A 15,720-nucleotide genomic window follows, 5' to 3' on the forward strand; every position below is an offset into this window, starting at 1 on the left:
TGTCAGAATCATCGTCAAAGAAACCGCGACACCATCCACCAACCCACACCCAAAGGCACAAGCCAGAACATGACGTCAACGGGGCAAAACAAACTAATTCGTCGACTAATCAAACACACTGTTGAGTTCTCAAGTATCAGACGCACCCGTTCCGCGCCGGCTGGGCCGGTCTGGTCGCGGGGCAACCTGCACAAACTTACCGGGCTCTTGGCTCACCGTCAAACTCGTGAGCTTCGTGCTTCGGTGGTCGCAGCTGGTCTCCGCCTCATCTGGCCTTCTGGCCAGGAAGCGGCGCCGCTTGCGGCGACAGGTGAAACATTAGACCGTCCTCGCCGAGCATGCAAAACCGGGGGTGCCCTCTACGCATCACCGCAGGTCAGCGGCCTGTACGACGCCGCGGGGCGGCGGGCCGGTAGGTGCTGACGGTCGGATCGCCGGTGATCCAGAAGCGCCACGGACGCTCGGCTGCGTGCCGGAGCCCGACCCGCGGACCCCTGCTGATGTCGGCTACCCGCTCCCCCGAGACCAGGTCGACGGGATCGCCGTTGTGGGACAGGTCGAGGTCGAGCACGCGGCACAGACGCGCCGGCCCCCTCGCGAGGTCGCGGTCGCTGCTGCCGGGGCGCCGCTGTCGGGCGAGGTCGTGGCCGGCGACCACCTCACCGGCGCGGAGCAGGACGGCGCCGGGGTCGCCGTCGGGTCCGGTCACCAGGTTGGCGCAGTGGTGCATGCCGTAGACGAAGTAGACGTAGAGGCGCCCGGGCGGGCCGAACATCACCGCGTTGCGCGCGGTCCGGCCCCGGTGGGCGTGGGACCCGGGGTCGAGCGGGCCGGCGTAGGCCTCCACCTCGGTGAGCCGCACCGACACCCCGCCGTGGGTGATCACGGCGCCGAGCACCCGGGGTGCGACCTCGATCGGGTCGCCCTCAGCCCAGGCGGGCACGGTGACCGGTGCTTGCGACGCGGAGCTCGTCGAGCTGCTCCTGAACGCGCACCGGCGCGGTGCCGCCTCGACCGGCGCGCGAGGCGACCGAGCCTTCGACGGTGAGCACGGACCGCACCGCCGGGGTCAGGAACGGGGAGATGCCGGCCAGCTGCTCGTCACTGAGGTCGGGCAGGTCGCAGCCGAGCTCCTCGCAGCGGCGTACGCACGCGCCGGCGATCTCGTGGGCGTCGCGGAACGGGACGCCCTCGCGCACCAGCCACTCCGCGACGTCGGTGGCGAGCGAGAACCCCTGGGGCGCGAGCTCGGCCATCCGCGCGGTGTCGAACGTCAAGGTGGCGACCATGCCGGTCACCGCCGGCAGCAGCACCTCGAGGGTCAGGACCGAGTCGAAGACCGGCTCCTTGTCCTCCTGCAGGTCGCGGTTGTAGGCGAGCGGCAACCCCTTGAGCGTGGCCAACAGCCCGGCCAGGTTGCCGACCAGCCGGCCGGCCTTGCCGCGGGCGAGCTCGGCGATGTCGGGGTTCTTCTTCTGCGGCATGATGCTCGACCCCGTCGACCACGAGTCGTGCAGCGTCGCGAAGCCGAACTCGCGGGTGGTCCAGAGGATGACGTCCTCGGCGAGGCGGGAGAGGTCGACGCCGACCTGGGCGGTGACGAACGCGAACTCGGCGGCGAAGTCGCGGGCCGCGGTGCCGTCGAGGGAGTTGGCCGACGAGCCGGAGAACCCGAGCTCGGCGGCCACGGCCTCCGGGTCGAGCCCGAGCGTCTGGCCGGCGAGCGCCCCGGAGCCGTAGGGCGAGTCGGCGGCGACCCGCGCGTCCCAGTCGCGCAGCCGCTCGACGTCGCGCACCAGCGGCCAGGCGTGCGCGAGGAGGTGGTGCGAGAGGAGCACCGGCTGCGCGTGCTGGAGATGGGTACGCCCCGGCATCACGGTGCTCGACCCGTCGGGGTCGAGGTGCGCCGCGGCCTGCTCGGCGAGCACGTCGACCAGGTCGAGGACGAGCGCGGAGATGGTGCGGGCGTGGTCGCGCAGGTAGACCCGGAACAGCGTCGCGACCTGGTCGTTGCGCGAGCGCCCGGCACGCAGCCGCCCACCCACCTCCGGGCCGACCTCCTCGAGCAGCAGCCGCTCGAGCGCGCCGTGGACGTCCTCGTCGCTCGGCGCGGGCGCCAGCTCCCCCGCGGCGTAGCGCTCCCCCAGCACCGCCAGCCCGCGCAGCAGCTCGGCGTGGTCGGCGTCGGTGAGCAGCCCGGCCCGGTGCAGGGCGTTGGCGTGGGCGCGCGACCCGGCGAGGTCGTAGGGCGTCAGCTGCCAGTCGAACTGCGTCGACCGCGACAGCTCCTGCAGCTCGGGGGACGGGCCGCTCGAGAAGCGGCCGCCCCACAGCGAGCCCTCGTTGGTGGTGCCGCCGCTCGTCGGTGTCTGTGGCATCAGTCGGTCCCGAACTCCATCGCTGCGTTGTCGAGGGCGGACTCGTCGTCCGCCGTGGCGGCCGGGTTGTCGGTGATCTTGTCGTAGCCGCCGGCCTCGATGGCACCGTAGAGGGTGCCGTTCTCGACCAGCACCTGGCCCTGGTCGAGCGGCTGAGCGGCGTACTGCTCGAGCTTGGCGCGCGAGTCGGCGATGTCGAGGTTGCGCATGGTGAGCTGGCCGATGCGGTCGGTGGGACCGAAGGCGGCGTTGTCGGTGCGCTCCATCGACAGCTTGTCGGGGTGGTAGGAGAACGCCGGGCCGTCGGTGCGCAGGATCGAGTAGTCCTCGCCGCGGCGCAGCCGCAGGGTGACCTCGCCGGTGACCAGGGAGGCGATCCAGCGCTGGATCGACTCGCGGATCATCAGCGCCTGCGGGTCGAGCCACCGGCCCTCGTAGAGCAGGCGGCCGAGCTTGCGGCCCTCGTTGTGGTACTGCGCGACGGTGTCCTCGTTGTGGATCGCGTTGACCAGTCGCTCGTAGGCGATGAACAGCAGCGCCATGCCGGGCGCCTCGTAGATGCCGCGCGACTTGGCCTCGATGATGCGGTTCTCGATCTGGTCGGACATGCCCAGGCCGTGCCGGCCGCCGATCACGTTGGCCTCGTGCACGAGCGCCACCGGGTCGTCGTGGCGCAGGCCGTTGACGGCGACCGGGCGGCCCTGCTCGAAGCGGATGGTGACGTCCTCGGTGTCGATGGCGACCGCGGGGTCCCAGAACCGCACGCCCATGATCGGGTCGACCGTCTCGAGCGAGACGTCGAGGTGCTCCAGCGTCTTGGCCTCGTGGGTGGCGCCCCAGATGTTGGCGTCGGTGGAATAGGCCTTCTCCTGGCTGTCGCGGTAGGGCAGGCCGTGCTCGGTGAGCCAGGCGCTCATCTCGTGGCGCCCACCCAGCTCGCTGACGAAGTCGGCGTCGAGCCACGGCTTGTAGATGCGGAGGTCGGGGTTGGCAAGCAGGCCGTAGCGGTAGAACCGCTCGATGTCGTTGCCCTTGAACGTCGAGCCGTCGCCCCAGATGTTCACGCCGTCCTCGTGCATGGCACGCACGAGCATGGTGCCGGTGACCGCGCGGCCGAGCGGTGTGGTGTTGAAGTAGACGCGTCCGCCCGAGCGGACGTGGAACGCGCCGCACGCGAGCGCGGCGAGCCCCTCCTCCACGAGCTGGGTCTTGCAGTCGACCGCGCGGGCCAGCTCGGCGCCGTACTGCAGGGCGCGCGAGGGCACCCCGGAGATGTCGGGCTCGTCGTACTGGCCGATGTCGGCGGTGTAGGTGCACGGGACCGCGCCCTTCTCGCGCATCCAGGCGACGGCCACCGAGGTGTCGAGGCCGCCGGAGAAGGCGATGCCGACGCGCTCGCCGACGGGGAGGGAGGTGAGGACCTTGCTCACGAGATGTCCTTTGCAGTGGTGGGGCTGGGGGAAGCGGGGGTGGGTGCCGGGGTGGTGCCGCCGTGGCCGTGCCGGGGGTCGTTGGCCAGGTCGAGGAAGCGCTGCACCAGCGCGTCACCGCCGGCGGGGTCGCGACCGATGACCAGCAGGGTGTCGTCACCGGCGATGGTGCCGAGGATGTCACCCAGCTCCGCCTTGTCGAACGCGCTGGCGAGGAACTGGGCGGCCCCGGGGGGCGTGCGCAGCACGACGAGGTTGGCACTGGCCTCGGCGCTGACCAGCAGCTCGGCGCAGAGCCGGGCCAGCCGGTCCCGGCCGGCGGCGCTGGCCCGCGGCGCGGAGGCGCTGCGGTCGCCGCCCTCCCCCGGCACGGCGTAGACGAGGGCGCCGTCGGGGCTGCGCACCTTGACCGCGTCGAGCTCGACGAGGTCGCGGCTCAGCGTCGCTTGAGTGACGCGTACGCCGTGGTCGGCCAGCAGGTCGGCCAGCTCGGTCTGGGAGCGCACCGGGTGGGTGGTGACGATGTCGATGATCCGCTGGTGGCGGGCGCCCTTGGTCAGCGGCGTCGTGGCGGTCATGACGAACGCTCGAGCAGCCAGGCGAGCACCGCCTTCTGGGCATGGCGGCGGTTCTCCGCCTCGTCCCAGACCACCGACTGCGGCCCCTCGATGACCTCCTCGGAGATCTCCTTGCCCCGGTAGGCGGGCAGGCAGTGCATGACGATGGCGTCGGCGGCCGCGTGGGAGAGCAGGTCGTCGGTGACGCCGTAGGGCGGGAAGACCCGCAGCCGCTCCTGCGCCTCCTCCTCCCGGCCCATGCTGACCCACGAGTCGGTGACGACGACGTCGACGCCGGAGACCGCCTCGACCGGATCGGCGGTGAGCTCGACCGATCCGCCGGTGTCCTGGGCGATGTCGCGCGCCTTGGCGACCACGTGGGCGTCGGGGGTGAAGCCCTCGGGGGCGCCGACGACGACGTCCATGCCCGCGGACGCGCCGGCGAGCACCCAGGAGTTGCCCATGTTGCAGGCGCCGTCGCCGACGAACGCGACGCGGAGCCCGGACAGCCGGCCCTTCTGCTCCCGCACGGTCTGGAGGTCCGCGAGGAGCTGGCAGGGGTGGAACTCGTCGGTGAGGGCGTTGAGGACGGGGACGCCGGAGTAGGCCGCCATCGTCACCACGTCGCCCTGGTGGGCGGTGCGCCACACGATCGCGGCGGCCTGGCGCCCCAGGATGCGGGCGACGTCCTCGACGCCCTCGCGCGATCCCATCGCGGCCAGGCCGCCGTCGACGGTCATCGGGTTGCCGCCGAGCTCGGCGATGCCGGCGGCGAAGGAGACCTGCGTGCGCAGGGTGGGACGGTCGAAGACGAGCGCGACGGTGCGCGGGCCGGCCAGCGGCTTGTGGTCGAAGGGTGCGGCCTTCATCCGATCGGCGAGGTCGAGGACCTCGACGAGCTCCGACGGCGAGAGGTCGTCGTCGCGGAGGAGGTGACGGGTCATGGCGTGGCCTCCTGGGCGGCGCGGCGGGCGGTGTCGAGGACGGCGGGGAGGGCGGCCCCCAGCGCATCGAGGTCGGCGGCGCCGATCACGAGCGGCGGGACGAAGCGCAGCCGGGTCGGGCCGGTGGCGTTGAGGATGAAGCCGGCGTCGCGGGCGGCGGCGACGGCCTGTGGGGCGTAGGGCCCGTCGAGCTCGGCGCCGCGCATCAGCCCGGCGCCGGTGACGTCCACGACGCCCTGCTGGGCCCGCAGCAGCGCCTCGAGCTGGGCGCCGCGGGCCACGGCGGCGTCGAGCAGTCCGTCGGCCTCGACCGTGGCGAGCACGGCCAGCGCGGCGGCGGCCGCGACCGGGTTGCCGCCGAAGGTGGTGCCGTGGTTGCCGGGCTGGAGCAGCGTGGCGGCCGTCCCGCGGGCGACGGTGGCGCCGATCGGGATGCCGCCGCCGAGGCCCTTGGCGAGGGTGACCACGTCGGGCTCGACGCCGTCGAGCAGCTGGTGGGCGAACCACGCGCCGGTGCGCGCGATGCCGGTCTGCACCTCGTCGAGCCAGAGCAGCGCCCCGCTGTCGTGGGCGATGCGCTGCGCGGCGGCGAGGTAGTCGGGCGACGGCACGACGACGCCGGCCTCGCCCTGGATCGGCTCGAGGACGACGGCCGCGACGGTCCCGTCGACGGCGGCCTCGAGCGCGGCCACGTCGTCGTACGGGACGAAGGTGACGTCGCCGGGAAGGGGCTCGAAGGGCTCGCGGTAGGCGGCCTTGGAGGTGAGCGAGAGCGCGCCCATCGTGCGGCCGTGGAAGGACCCCTCGGCCGCGACGAGCCTGGTGCGGCCGGTGCGGCGGGTGAGCTTGAGCGCCGCCTCGTTGGCCTCGGCGCCGGAGTTGCTGAGGAAGACCCGCGCCGAGTCGTCCCAGCCGAGCAGGGCCACGAGCCGCTCGGCGAGCGCGACCTGCGGCTCGGTGGCGAAGAAGTTGCTCACGTGGCCCAGCGTCTGCAGCTGGCCGGTGACCGCCTCGACCAGCGCCGGGTGTGCATGGCCGAGGGCGTTGACCGCGATGCCGCCGAGCAGGTCGACGTACTCCCTGCCGTCGGCGTCCCACACGTGGGCGCCCTCACCCCGCACCAGCGCGAGGACGGGCGGGCCGAACGTGTTCATCACGGCGCCGGCGTAGCGCTCCTGGATGTCGCTCACGTCTGCTCCTCGGTGGGGTAGGGCTTGCGCATCCGGGTGGCGGCGCCGGGCAGCACCTGGGTGCCGACGCCCTCGTCGGTGAAGATCTCGAGCAGCACGGCGTGCGGCTCGCGACCGTCGACGACCGTCGCGCGTGGCACTCCCCCGGTTACCGCCTCGTAGCAGGCGCGCATCTTGGGGACCATGCCGGCGTCGAGCGTCGGCAGGAGCTCGCCCAGCGCCTCCGGGCCGATCTCCTGGATCAGGTCGTCGGAGTTGCCGTAGTCGCGGTAGAGGCCCTCGACGTCGGTCAGCACGAGCAGCTTCTCCGCGCCCAGGGCCACCGCGAGCGCCGCGGCGGCGGTGTCGGCGTTGACGTTGTGGACGCGGCCCTCGACGTCGGGCGCGACCGAGCTGACGACCGGGACGCGGCCCGCCTCGATGAGGTCGAGCACCGCCTCGGGCCGCACCTCTGCCACCTCGCCGACGAGTCCGAGGTCGACCTCCTCGCCGTCGACGATGGTGCTGGCGGGCTCGGCCCGGAACAGTCCGGCATCCTCGCCGGAGAGGCCGACCGCCAGGGCGCCGTGCTGGTTGATGAGCCCGACGAGCTCGCGCTGCACCTGGCCGACGAGCACCATCCGGACGACGTCCATCGCCTCGGGGGTGGTGACCCGCAGCCCGCCGCGGAACTCCGACTCGATGCCGAGGCGGTCGAGCATGCGGGAGATCTGCGGGCCGCCGCCGTGCACGACGACCGGCTTGAAGCCGGCGAAGCGGAGGAAGGCGATGTCCTCGGCGAAGGCGACCTTGAGCGACTCGTCGGTCATCGCGTTGCCGCCGTACTTCACCACGATCGTGCGCCCGTGGTAGCGCTTGAGCCACGGCAGCGCCGCGGCGAGGGTACGGGCCTTCGCCGGGTCGGGCCGGCGGGGGCTCTGGACGGTCTCGGTCGTCGGTGCGTCGCTCATGAGCTGTAGGCGCTGTTCTCGTGGACGTAGGCGTGGGTGAGGTCGTTGGTCCAGACGGTGGCGCGGGCGTCGCCCGACTTGAGGTCGATGGTGACGCTGACCTCGCGGCCGGACAGGTCGACCCCCGCCGGGTCCTCGGCCGGGGTGGACTCGCGGCAGACCCACACGCCGTTCATCGCCACGTCGAGGTCGGCCGGGTCGAAGCGCGCCTGCGTGGTGCCGACCGAGGCCAGCACGCGGCCCCAGTTGGGATCCTTGCCGAAGACCGCGGCCTTGAAGAGGTTGCTGCGCGCGACGCTGCGGCTGACCTCCACGGCCTCGTCCTCGGTGGCGGCGTGGACGGTGGTGATGGCGATCTCGTGGTCGGCGCCCTCGGCGTCCTTGAGCAGCTGCATCGCCAGGTCGGTGCAGGCCTGGGTGAGGGCGGCGGTGAAGTCCTCGGGGGTCGGCGTGATGCCGCTGGCGCCGCTGGCCATCACGGTGACGGTGTCGTTGGTCGACATGCAGCCGTCGGAGTCGAGCCGGTCGAAGCTGACCCGGGTGGCCGCGCGCAGGGCGGTGTCGAGGTCGGCGGCGGGCACCACGGCGTCGGTCGTGAGGACGACGAGCATCGTGGCGAGCTGTGGCGCCAGCATGCCGGCGCCCTTGGCCATGCCGCCGATGGACCATCCCGCGCCCTCGACGACGGTGTTCTTGCTGACCGAGTCGGTGGTCATGATCGCCTCCGCGGCCTGCGCCCCGCCGTCGGCCGAGAGCGCGGCGGTCGCCGCCTCGACCCCGGCGAGGAGGTCGTCGCGGTCGTTGGCGAGGCCGATGAGGCCGGTCGAGCAGACGACGACGTCGATCGCGCCGATGCCCAGGCCGTCGGCGACCTTCTCCGCCACCGCGTGGGTGGTCTGGAAGCCCTCGGGCCCGGTGTAGCAGTTGGCGCCGCCGGAGTTGAGCACGACCGCACGCACGACGCCGTCCTTGACGACCTCCTGGCTCCAGAGCACGGGGTTGGCCTTGCAGCGGTTGGCGGTGAAGACGGTGGCGGAGTCGTGGGTGGGGCCCTCGTTGACGACGAGGGCGAGGTCCTTCGCGCCGGTGGACTTGAGTCCGGCGGCGACGCCGGCGGCGGTGAAGCCGGCGGGGTGGGTGACGGTCATGGAGCGAGTCCGATCGTGGTGAGCCCGGTGGCCTCGTCGAGGCCCAGGGCGAGGTTCATGCACTGGACGGCGGCGCCGGCGGTGCCCTTGGCGAGGTTGTCGACCACGGCCACCGCCACGAGTCGTCGTACGCGCTCGTCGACGGCGACCTGGACCTGCACGGCGTTGGAGCCGACCACGGACTTGGTCTGGGGCCACTGCCCCTCGGGCAGCAGGTGGACGAACGGCTCGGGGTCGTAGGCCGCGGCGTAGGCCTCGCGGACCTGCTGCGGCGTGACGCCGTCGAGCAGCGGCGCCTGGACGGTGGCGAGGATGCCGCGCGACATCGGCACGAGCAGCGGCGTGAAGCCGACCGCCACCGGGGCGCCGTGGACGGCGCTGAGGTTCTGGACGATCTCGGGGGTGTGCCGGTGGGTGCCGCCGACGCCGTAGGCGCTGGCGTTGCCCATCACCTCGCTTCCGAGCAGGTGCGCCTTGGCGGCCTTGCCGGCGCCACTGGTGCCGGACGCGGCCACCACGGTCACGTCGGGGGCGACCAGGCCGGCGGCCAGGGCGGGCACGACCGCGAGCGTCGAGACCGTCGGGTAGCAGCCGGGGACGGCGATCCGGCGCGCGCCACGCAGCAGCTCGCGCTGGCCGGGCAGCTCGGGCAGGCCGTAGGGCCACGCCCCGGCGTGCTCGCCGCCGTAGAACGCCTCCCACTCCCCCGGGTCGGTCAGCCGGAAGTCGGCCCCACAGTCGATCACCACGGTGTCGTCGCCCAGCGCCTGCGCGATCACCGCGGAGCGGCCGTGCGGGAGGGCCAGGAAGACCACGTCGTGCCCGGCGAGGACGTCGACCGTGGTGTCGGCCAGGACCCGGTCGGCCAGCGGGAGCAGGTGGGGCTGAAGGGCACCGAGGCGCTCACCGGCGTTGGAGCCGGCGGTGAGCGCGCCGACCTCGACGTCGGGGTGGCCGAGGAGCAGGCGGAGCACCTCTCCCCCGGCGTACCCGCTGGCTCCGGCCACGGCGACTGATGCGGTCATGCTGCATGACTATACATGGCGTTGCATGATGCGTTGCTGGGGGTCCGTACCGGAAACCGTGAGCGCCGCCCCGGCCGCTTCCCCTAGCGTGGCGGGGATGACCCGTCTGGCGCCAGAGACCTACCTCGACCACCTCCGCTCGGAGTCCGCCCGCTTCCGCGAGGTGCTCGCCGCGCGCGAGCCGTCGGCACGGGTGCCGGCCTGCCCCGACTGGGACGCCGCCGACCTGCTGTGGCACCTGGCCACGGTCCAGCACCGGTGGGCCGAGGTGGTGCGCGCCCGCCCTGCGCGGCCCGAGGAGGTCGACCCGCCCCGCCCCGAGTCGTACGACGACCTGCTCGAGGTCTTCGACGAGTGGTCACGCGACCTGGCGGACGCGCTGGCGGCCGCGGACCCGTCGGAGGAGGCCTGGAACTGGTCGAGCGACCACACGGTCGGCTTCATCCTGCGCCGCCAGGCGCACGAGGCGCTGGTGCACCGCGTCGACGCCGAGCAGGCGGCCGGCGTGGCGAGCGAGCTCGACCCGGTGCTCGCCGCCGACGGCGTCCACGAGTGCCTCGACGTGATGTACGGCGGGATGCCGACATGGGGATCGTGGGAGCCCGGCGAGGGACTGGTGCGGGTGGACGTGACCGACACCGGCGACTCGTTCTGGCTGCGGTTCGGGACCTTCGCGGGGACCGATCCCGACAGCGGGACGTCCTACGCCGACGAGGAGGACTTCCACGTCGTGCCCGCCCCCGAGGGCGCCGAGGTCGAGCCGGACCTGGTCGTCGACGGTCCGGCCGCACCGCTCGACCTGTGGCTGTGGAACCGCGGCGGGAGCGAGGAGCTCTCGACCGCCGGTGACCGCGGTGTGCTCGGGCGGTTCAGCACCATCGTGGCGTCGCCGATCAACTGAACGCGCCCGGCCACAACCAATCGGGAGTCGGCTGCGTCTTCCTCGTCGCCCTCATCAGACACCACGGAAAGACCACTCCATGCGCAGAGCACTCAAGACCGCCGTCGCGGCCCTCACCACCGCCCTCGCCGGCGTCGCGCCGGTCACGACCGGCCCCCCGGCGCACGGTGCGCCGACGATCACCTGCCAGGGCAGGCCGGCAACGGTCGTGGGGAGCACCGGGACGGAGGGCGACGACGTCATGGTGGTCGTCCCGCAGCCGGGCGTGACAGCGCAGGGGCTCGGAGGCAACGACACGATCTGCATCGTCGCCGCTCCCGAGGGTGGGATGCGCAACGTGACCGTGGATGCGGGCGCGGGCGACGACACCGTCGTCAACGAGAGCACCGACGTCGAGGACGTCTGGTACACCATCGTCCTCGGCACGGGCGCCGACTCCTACGTCGGACTCGACGCCGTCATCCCGTCGAACCCGCAGGCGTCCCCGTTCCACGAGACCGTCTACGCCGGCGTCCGGGAGACGGGAAGCGTCGAGGGCTCGCTCGACGTGGAGGTCGACGTGATCGACACCCGCGGCGGAGACGACGTCGTCCACTCCGGCACCACGACGCCCGGTGCGACGAACAACGACACGGTGCTCACCGGCACCGGTGACGACAGCGTCGAGTGGGCCGGGGAGCAGGGAGGCGCCGGCACCCTCGACCTCGGTCCGGGCGACAACACCCTGTCGCTGCACCCCGGCTGGCAGGGCGCCTCGACGACGGTCTCGGGCCCCGCCCGCGCCGCGGTCGTCGACGGCCGGACCGTGCTGCGCTGGGCGGGGTCGATCGCCCACTACGAGGTCGGGGTCCACACGAGGGACCAGAGCTTCACCGGCACCGACGCCGCCGAGACGTTGGTGCTCGCGTCCCGGACGACCGGCGGACGACGCGTGATCTCGATGGGCGGAGGAGACGACCACCTCGCGCTCCACTCGATGGGAAGCGGGAGGGTGACGGGCGGTACCGGTCGCGACAGCTACTCCGGCAACGCCTGCTCGATCGCCACCGTCCGGGTCGGCGGCACCTTCTCGTGCGTCCCGGTGGGTGACGGGGCAGTGCGGCACTCCTTCGGCTTCGACGACTTCGAGGACCTCCTGCTCAAGGGTGGTGACGTGAGGGTCGTGGGCAGCGCCGCCGACGAGAAGGTCAAGGTCATGGCGAGCCAGCGGATCCGCGTCCGCGGTCGCGGGGGCGACGACGTCCTCAACGCCACCGCCTCGGGCACCCTGCGAGGCGAGCACCCCGTCGTCCTGGCGGGCGGGCCCGGCACAGACCGTCTCGTCGGGTCGCAGGCGCGCGACCGGCTGCTCGGCGGCCCCGGGAACGACAGGCTCTTCGGCGGTGGGCGCGGCGACGAGATCATCGGCGGTCCGGGCCGGGACAAGGCGTTCGGGCAGCAGGGTCGGGACCGCTGCTCGGCCGAGGTACGGCGTACCTGCGAGAGCCGCTGATCGTGCGCACTGGGCCTTGAGTCTCCTGGAGACTCAAGGCCCACTGTGCGTGTCGACGAGCGCGGATCAGGTGCGCTGGACGGCGCCCGTCCGCTCGGTGGCGTGCGCCACCGCGGCGTCGCGCGCGGCGGCCGCCTCGCCCTCCTTGAGCGTGCGGTCGGGAGCCCGGAAGCGCAGCGCGTAGGCCAGCGACTTCCTTCCCTCGCCCACCTGGTCGCCGGTGTAGACGTCGAAGAGCCGGAGCGACTCGAGCAGCTCGCCCGCTCCCTCGCGCAGGGCCGCCTCGACGTCGGCGGCCGGGACGGAGGCGTCGACGACGAGCGCCACGTCCTCCTTGGCGACCGGGTAGGACGAGAAGACCGGCGCCTGCCGCAGGTGGACCGAGCGTGCGATGAGCACGTCGAGGTCGACCTCCGCGGCGACCGTGCGCTTGGGCAGCCCGAACGCCTGGCAGACCTTCGGGTGCAGCTCACCCGCGTGGCCGACGACGTCGCCCGCCACGGACAGCTCGGCGCAGCGACCGGGGTGCCACGGGGCGACCTCCGCCGCGGTCGCGGTCACCTCGAGGCCGAGCGCCGCCGCGACGGCGCGCACCGCCTCGACGGCGTCGGACCACGACACCGGCCGCGCCGGGCCCCACCAGCCGCCCGAGACGGCGTCGCCGCTGGCGACGACCGCGAGGTGCAGCGGCTGGGCCGGCAGCGCGGCATCGAGCGCGGCGAACTCCTCGGCACTCGGACGCCGGTCCACCGGCAGGATCGCGGCGGGTCCGGCGTGGCGCGGGAGGGTGACGGTGGCGGTCTCGAAGAGCGCGAGGTCGCTCGTGCCGTGCCCGACGTTGCGGCCCGCGGCGCGCAGCACGCCCGGGAGCAGGGTCGAGGTCATCAACGCGGCCTCGGAGCTGAGCGGGTTGGACAGCCGCAGCAGGTCGCGGCGCGGGTCGTCGTCGGGCAGGCCCAGCGCGTCGAGGTCGGCCTCGCCCACGAACGGGAAGCTCACCACCTCCACGTAGCCCTCGCCGGCGAGCGTGCGTCCGATCCTCCGGCGCAGCTGCTGGGCGCGGGTCAGCCCCCGGCCCGACGACGGGGTCGGCAGCACCGACGGCACCTTGTCGTAGCCGACGAGGCGGATGACCTCCTCGGAGAAGTCCTGCGCGTCGGTGAGGTCGGGGCGCCACGGCGGCGGCGTCACCGCCAGCGTGCCGTTGCCCTCGACCTCGCAGCCGACGGCGCGCAGGCACTCGACGGCGCGCTCCTCGCTGATGTCCATCCCGGACACGCGGGCGGCCAGGTCGCCCGGCACGTCGACGACCGGCATCGCCGGCGGGGTGCCGACGACGGTGACGCCGGGGTGCGCGGTGCCGCCACCGTGCTCGACGAGCAGCTCGACGACACGGTCGGCCGCGGCCTCGCAGATCGTCGGGTCGACGCCGCGCTCGTTGCGCTTGCCCGCCTCGGAGGTGATCCGGTGCCGGCGGCCGGTGCGGAACATCGACACCGCGTCCCAGTGGGCCGCCTCGACGAGCACCGACGTGGTGGTGCTCGACATCTCGGTCGTCTCGCCGCCCATGACGCCGCCGAGGCCGATGATGCCCGAGTCGTCGGTGACCACGAGGTCGCCGGGGTCGAGCGCGCGGGACGTGCCGTCGAGGGTGGTCAGCCGCTCGCCCTCGCGGGCACGGCGTACGACGAGCGTGCCCTGCACCCGGTCGGCGTCGTAGCCGTGGATCGGCCGGCCGGTCTCGAGCATGACGTAGTTGGTGACATCGACGGCCAACGAGATCGGCCGCATGCCGGCCGCGGTGATGCGCTGCACCATGAAGTCGGGAGTCGGCGCGGCCGGGTCGAAGCCGTCGACGCGGCGGGCGACGAAGACCGGGCAGCCCTCGGCGTCCTCCACGACGACGGGGTGGCCCTGGTCGTTGGCGGCAGGGGTGTCGCGGACCGCGGGGTCGCGGAAGTTGCAGGCGCCGTCCACGGACACCAGCACCTCCCGCGCGATGCCGCGCAGCGACAGGGCGTAGGCCCGATCGGGGTTGATCTCGAACTCGATGACCTCCTCGTCAAGGCCGAGCACGGGACGGACGTCGTCGCCCGGGGCACCGGCGTCCTCGGGCAGCACGATGATGCCGTCGTGGTCCTCGCCGAGCCCGAGCTCGCGGGCCGAGCAGATCATCCCCGCGGACAGGTGGCCGTAGGTCTTGCGGGCGCCGATCTCGAAGCCGCCGGGCAGCACGCCGCCGGGCAGCACCGTGACGACGAGGTCGCCGGGCTTGAAGTTGTGGGCGCCGCAGACGATGCCCACCCCGTCGGACTGCTCGCCGGTGCCGTGGGCCGCATTCAACTCGGGGCCGACGTCGACGGTGCACCAGTTGATGGTCTTGCCGTTCTTCTGCGGCTCGGGCTCCATCGTGAGCACGCGACCGATGACCAGCGGGCCCGTGATCTCGCGCCCGGGGCTGACGATCGCCTCGAGCTTGAGGCCGGTCAGCGTGAGCCGGTCGGTGATCTCCTCGGTGGTGGTGCCCGCGGGAACGTCGACGTGCTCCAGGATCCAGGACAGGGGTGCCTTCATCTCGCTCTCCCCTCTCAGATCTCGGTGCCGAACGCGCTGCTGAACCGGACGTCGCCCTCGAAGAGGGGGCGCAGGTCCTCCAGCCCGTGGCGGAACATGAACGAACGGTCGATGCCCATCCCGAAGGCGAAGCCGCTGTAGACCTGCGGGTCGACCCCGCAGGCGACGAGCACGCGCGGGTTGACCACGCCGCAGCCGCCCCACTCGATCCAGCCCTCGCCGCGGCAGGTGCGGCACGAGGCGGAGCCCGCCTCGTCGAGGCCGGAGCCGCGGCACACGAAGCAGCGGACGTCGACCTCGGCCGACGGCTCGGTGAACGGGAAGTAGGACGGGCGGAACCGCGTCGTGATCCCGTCGCCGAACAGCTGGGAGGCGAAGTGGTCGAGCGTGCCCTTGAGGTGGGCCATCGTGATGCCCTCGTCGACGACGAGGCCCTCGACCTGGTGGAACATCGGCGAGTGCGTCGCGTCGTACTCGTCGGTGCGGAACACGCGGCCCGGGCACACGACGTAGATCGGTGGCGTGCGGGTGAGCATCGTGCGCGCCTGGACGGGCGAGGTCTGCGTGCGCAGCACGAGGTGGTCCTCGGCGGGCTCGGTCCAGAACGTGTCCTGCATGGTGCGGGCGGGGTGGTCGGGACCGAGGTTGAGGGCGTCGAAGTTGAGCCACTCGGCCTCCACCACCGGGCCCTCCGCGACCTCGTAGCCCATGGCCACGAACAGGTCGGCGATGAGCTCGGACTGCAGGGTCAGGGGGTGTCGGCCGCCGCGGCGCCGGCGCGTGGTCGGCAGGGAGACGTCGACGGTCTCCTCGACCAGCATCCGCTCCTCATGCTCGGCCTCGAGCACGGCCTGGCGAGCCGCGAGGGCCTGGTTGACCGCGCCGCGGGCCTGGCCGACGCGCTGGCCGGCCTCCTTGCGCGCCTGCGGCGGCAGGGCGCCGATCTCACGGTTGGCCAGGGCAAGGGGCGAGCGGTCGCCGGCGTGGTCGAGGCGGACCTGCTTGAGGGTGTCGAGGTCGGCGGCGTCCGCGATGGCGGCGAGGGCCGCGTCGCGCATCGCCTCGACCTGGTCGGCCTTGAGCGGGGTCACTTCGACAGGGTCGTAGTCGGTGTTGGGGCCGGACATGGCT

At 73.0% G+C, this 15,720-nt stretch carries 13 protein-coding genes; 2 read left to right on the plus strand and 11 right to left on the minus strand.

Going from position 1 to position 15,720, the window contains the following annotated elements; translation table 11 throughout:
- Positions 1 to 376: 376 nt before the first annotated feature.
- The 9 genes from JX575_RS10160 to argC are packed head-to-tail and all read right to left on the minus strand — an operon-like array spanning position 377 to position 9,622.
- Positions 377 to 943 carry a DNA-3-methyladenine glycosylase gene (locus JX575_RS10160; RefSeq protein ID WP_186342701.1) on the minus strand — a complete coding sequence of 189 codons (567 nt, stop codon included), beginning with the start codon at positions 941 to 943 and terminating at the stop codon, positions 377 to 379.
- Positions 927 to 2,378 carry an argininosuccinate lyase gene (gene argH, locus JX575_RS10165; RefSeq protein WP_186342700.1) on the minus strand — a complete coding sequence of 484 codons (1,452 nt, stop codon included), beginning with the start codon at positions 2,376 to 2,378 and terminating at the stop codon, positions 927 to 929. The genes JX575_RS10160 and argH overlap by 17 nt, the downstream gene beginning before the upstream one ends.
- Entirely contained in the window at positions 2,378 to 3,808 is a 1,431-nt protein-coding gene (gene argG / locus JX575_RS10170) for an argininosuccinate synthase (protein ID WP_186342699.1), read from the minus strand. The genes argH and argG overlap by 1 nt, the downstream gene beginning before the upstream one ends.
- Positions 3,805 to 4,386 carry an arginine repressor gene (locus JX575_RS10175; protein WP_186342698.1) on the minus strand — a complete coding sequence of 194 codons (582 nt, stop codon included), beginning with the start codon at positions 4,384 to 4,386 and terminating at the stop codon, positions 3,805 to 3,807. The genes argG and JX575_RS10175 overlap by 4 nt, the downstream gene beginning before the upstream one ends.
- A complete protein-coding gene (gene argF / locus JX575_RS10180) occupies positions 4,383 to 5,309 on the minus strand; it encodes an ornithine carbamoyltransferase (RefSeq protein ID WP_186342697.1) in 927 nt (308 codons plus the stop codon). Before argF ends, JX575_RS10175 begins: the two co-directional genes overlap by 4 nt.
- A complete protein-coding gene (locus JX575_RS10185; RefSeq protein ID WP_186342696.1) occupies positions 5,306 to 6,499 on the minus strand; it encodes an acetylornithine transaminase in 1,194 nt (397 codons plus the stop codon). Before JX575_RS10185 ends, argF begins: the two co-directional genes overlap by 4 nt.
- Positions 6,496 to 7,449, minus strand: a complete 954-nt coding sequence (argB, locus tag JX575_RS10190) for an acetylglutamate kinase (protein WP_186342695.1) — start codon at positions 7,447 to 7,449, stop codon at positions 6,496 to 6,498. The genes JX575_RS10185 and argB overlap by 4 nt, the downstream gene beginning before the upstream one ends.
- Positions 7,446 to 8,597, minus strand: coding sequence for a bifunctional glutamate N-acetyltransferase/amino-acid acetyltransferase ArgJ (gene argJ / locus JX575_RS10195; RefSeq protein WP_186342694.1), 1,152 nt, complete (start codon positions 8,595 to 8,597; stop codon positions 7,446 to 7,448). The genes argB and argJ overlap by 4 nt, the downstream gene beginning before the upstream one ends.
- Positions 8,594 to 9,622 (minus strand): N-acetyl-gamma-glutamyl-phosphate reductase, encoded by a 1,029-nt coding sequence (argC, locus tag JX575_RS10200; protein ID WP_186342693.1) that lies wholly within the window; start codon positions 9,620 to 9,622, stop codon positions 8,594 to 8,596. The genes argJ and argC overlap by 4 nt, the downstream gene beginning before the upstream one ends.
- A gap of 97 nt (positions 9,623 to 9,719) precedes the next feature.
- On the opposite strand from argC, the gene JX575_RS10205 reads away from it, so the two are divergent.
- Together JX575_RS10205 and JX575_RS10210 are read left to right on the plus strand one after the other, a co-directional pair.
- Positions 9,720 to 10,523, plus strand: a complete 804-nt coding sequence (locus JX575_RS10205) for a maleylpyruvate isomerase family mycothiol-dependent enzyme (protein WP_186342692.1) — start codon at positions 9,720 to 9,722, stop codon at positions 10,521 to 10,523.
- A 79-nt stretch (positions 10,524 to 10,602) separates the two neighbouring features.
- Positions 10,603 to 12,015 carry a hypothetical protein gene (locus JX575_RS10210; protein ID WP_186342691.1) on the plus strand — a complete coding sequence of 471 codons (1,413 nt, stop codon included), beginning with the start codon at positions 10,603 to 10,605 and terminating at the stop codon, positions 12,013 to 12,015.
- 66 nt (positions 12,016 to 12,081) lie between these two features.
- On the opposite strand, the gene pheT is transcribed toward JX575_RS10210, so the two are convergent.
- Both pheT and pheS read right to left on the minus strand, forming a co-directional pair.
- Positions 12,082 to 14,589: a phenylalanine--tRNA ligase subunit beta gene (gene pheT, locus JX575_RS10215; protein WP_186342690.1), complete on the minus strand. Its 2,508-nt coding sequence runs from the start codon at positions 14,587 to 14,589 to the stop codon at positions 12,082 to 12,084.
- Positions 14,590 to 14,603: 14 nt separating this feature from the next.
- Positions 14,604 to 15,716, minus strand: a complete 1,113-nt coding sequence (gene pheS, locus JX575_RS10220; RefSeq protein ID WP_186342689.1) for a phenylalanine--tRNA ligase subunit alpha — start codon at positions 15,714 to 15,716, stop codon at positions 14,604 to 14,606.
- Between the last annotated feature and the right edge of the window lie 4 nt (positions 15,717 to 15,720).

Origin of the sequence: Nocardioides sp. zg-1228, from assembly GCF_017086465.1 — a bacterium.
In the GTDB taxonomy this organism is placed as follows: Bacteria; Actinomycetota; Actinomycetes; order Propionibacteriales; family Nocardioidaceae; genus Nocardioides.

Bases quoted from the DNA above. Each gene is read 5' to 3' on its own strand.
- pheS (WP_186342689.1), bottom strand. From the start codon at position 15,716: ATGTCCGGCCCCAACACCGACTACGACCCTGTCGAAGTGACCCCGCTC.
- JX575_RS10175 (WP_186342698.1), bottom strand. From the start codon at position 4,386: ATGACCGCCACGACGCCGCTGACCAAGGGCGCCCGCCACCAGCGGATC.
- argC (WP_186342693.1), bottom strand. From the start codon at position 9,622: ATGACCGCATCAGTCGCCGTGGCCGGAGCCAGCGGGTACGCCGGGGGA.
- JX575_RS10210 (WP_186342691.1), top strand. From the start codon at position 10,603: ATGCGCAGAGCACTCAAGACCGCCGTCGCGGCCCTCACCACCGCCCTC.
- argF (WP_186342697.1), bottom strand. From the start codon at position 5,309: ATGACCCGTCACCTCCTCCGCGACGACGACCTCTCGCCGTCGGAGCTC.
- pheT (WP_186342690.1), bottom strand. From the start codon at position 14,589: ATGAAGGCACCCCTGTCCTGGATCCTGGAGCACGTCGACGTTCCCGCG.
- argB (WP_186342695.1), bottom strand. From the start codon at position 7,449: ATGAGCGACGCACCGACGACCGAGACCGTCCAGAGCCCCCGCCGGCCC.
- argJ (WP_186342694.1), bottom strand. From the start codon at position 8,597: ATGACCGTCACCCACCCCGCCGGCTTCACCGCCGCCGGCGTCGCCGCC.
- argH (WP_186342700.1), bottom strand. From the start codon at position 2,378: ATGCCACAGACACCGACGAGCGGCGGCACCACCAACGAGGGCTCGCTG.
- JX575_RS10205 (WP_186342692.1), top strand. From the start codon at position 9,720: ATGACCCGTCTGGCGCCAGAGACCTACCTCGACCACCTCCGCTCGGAG.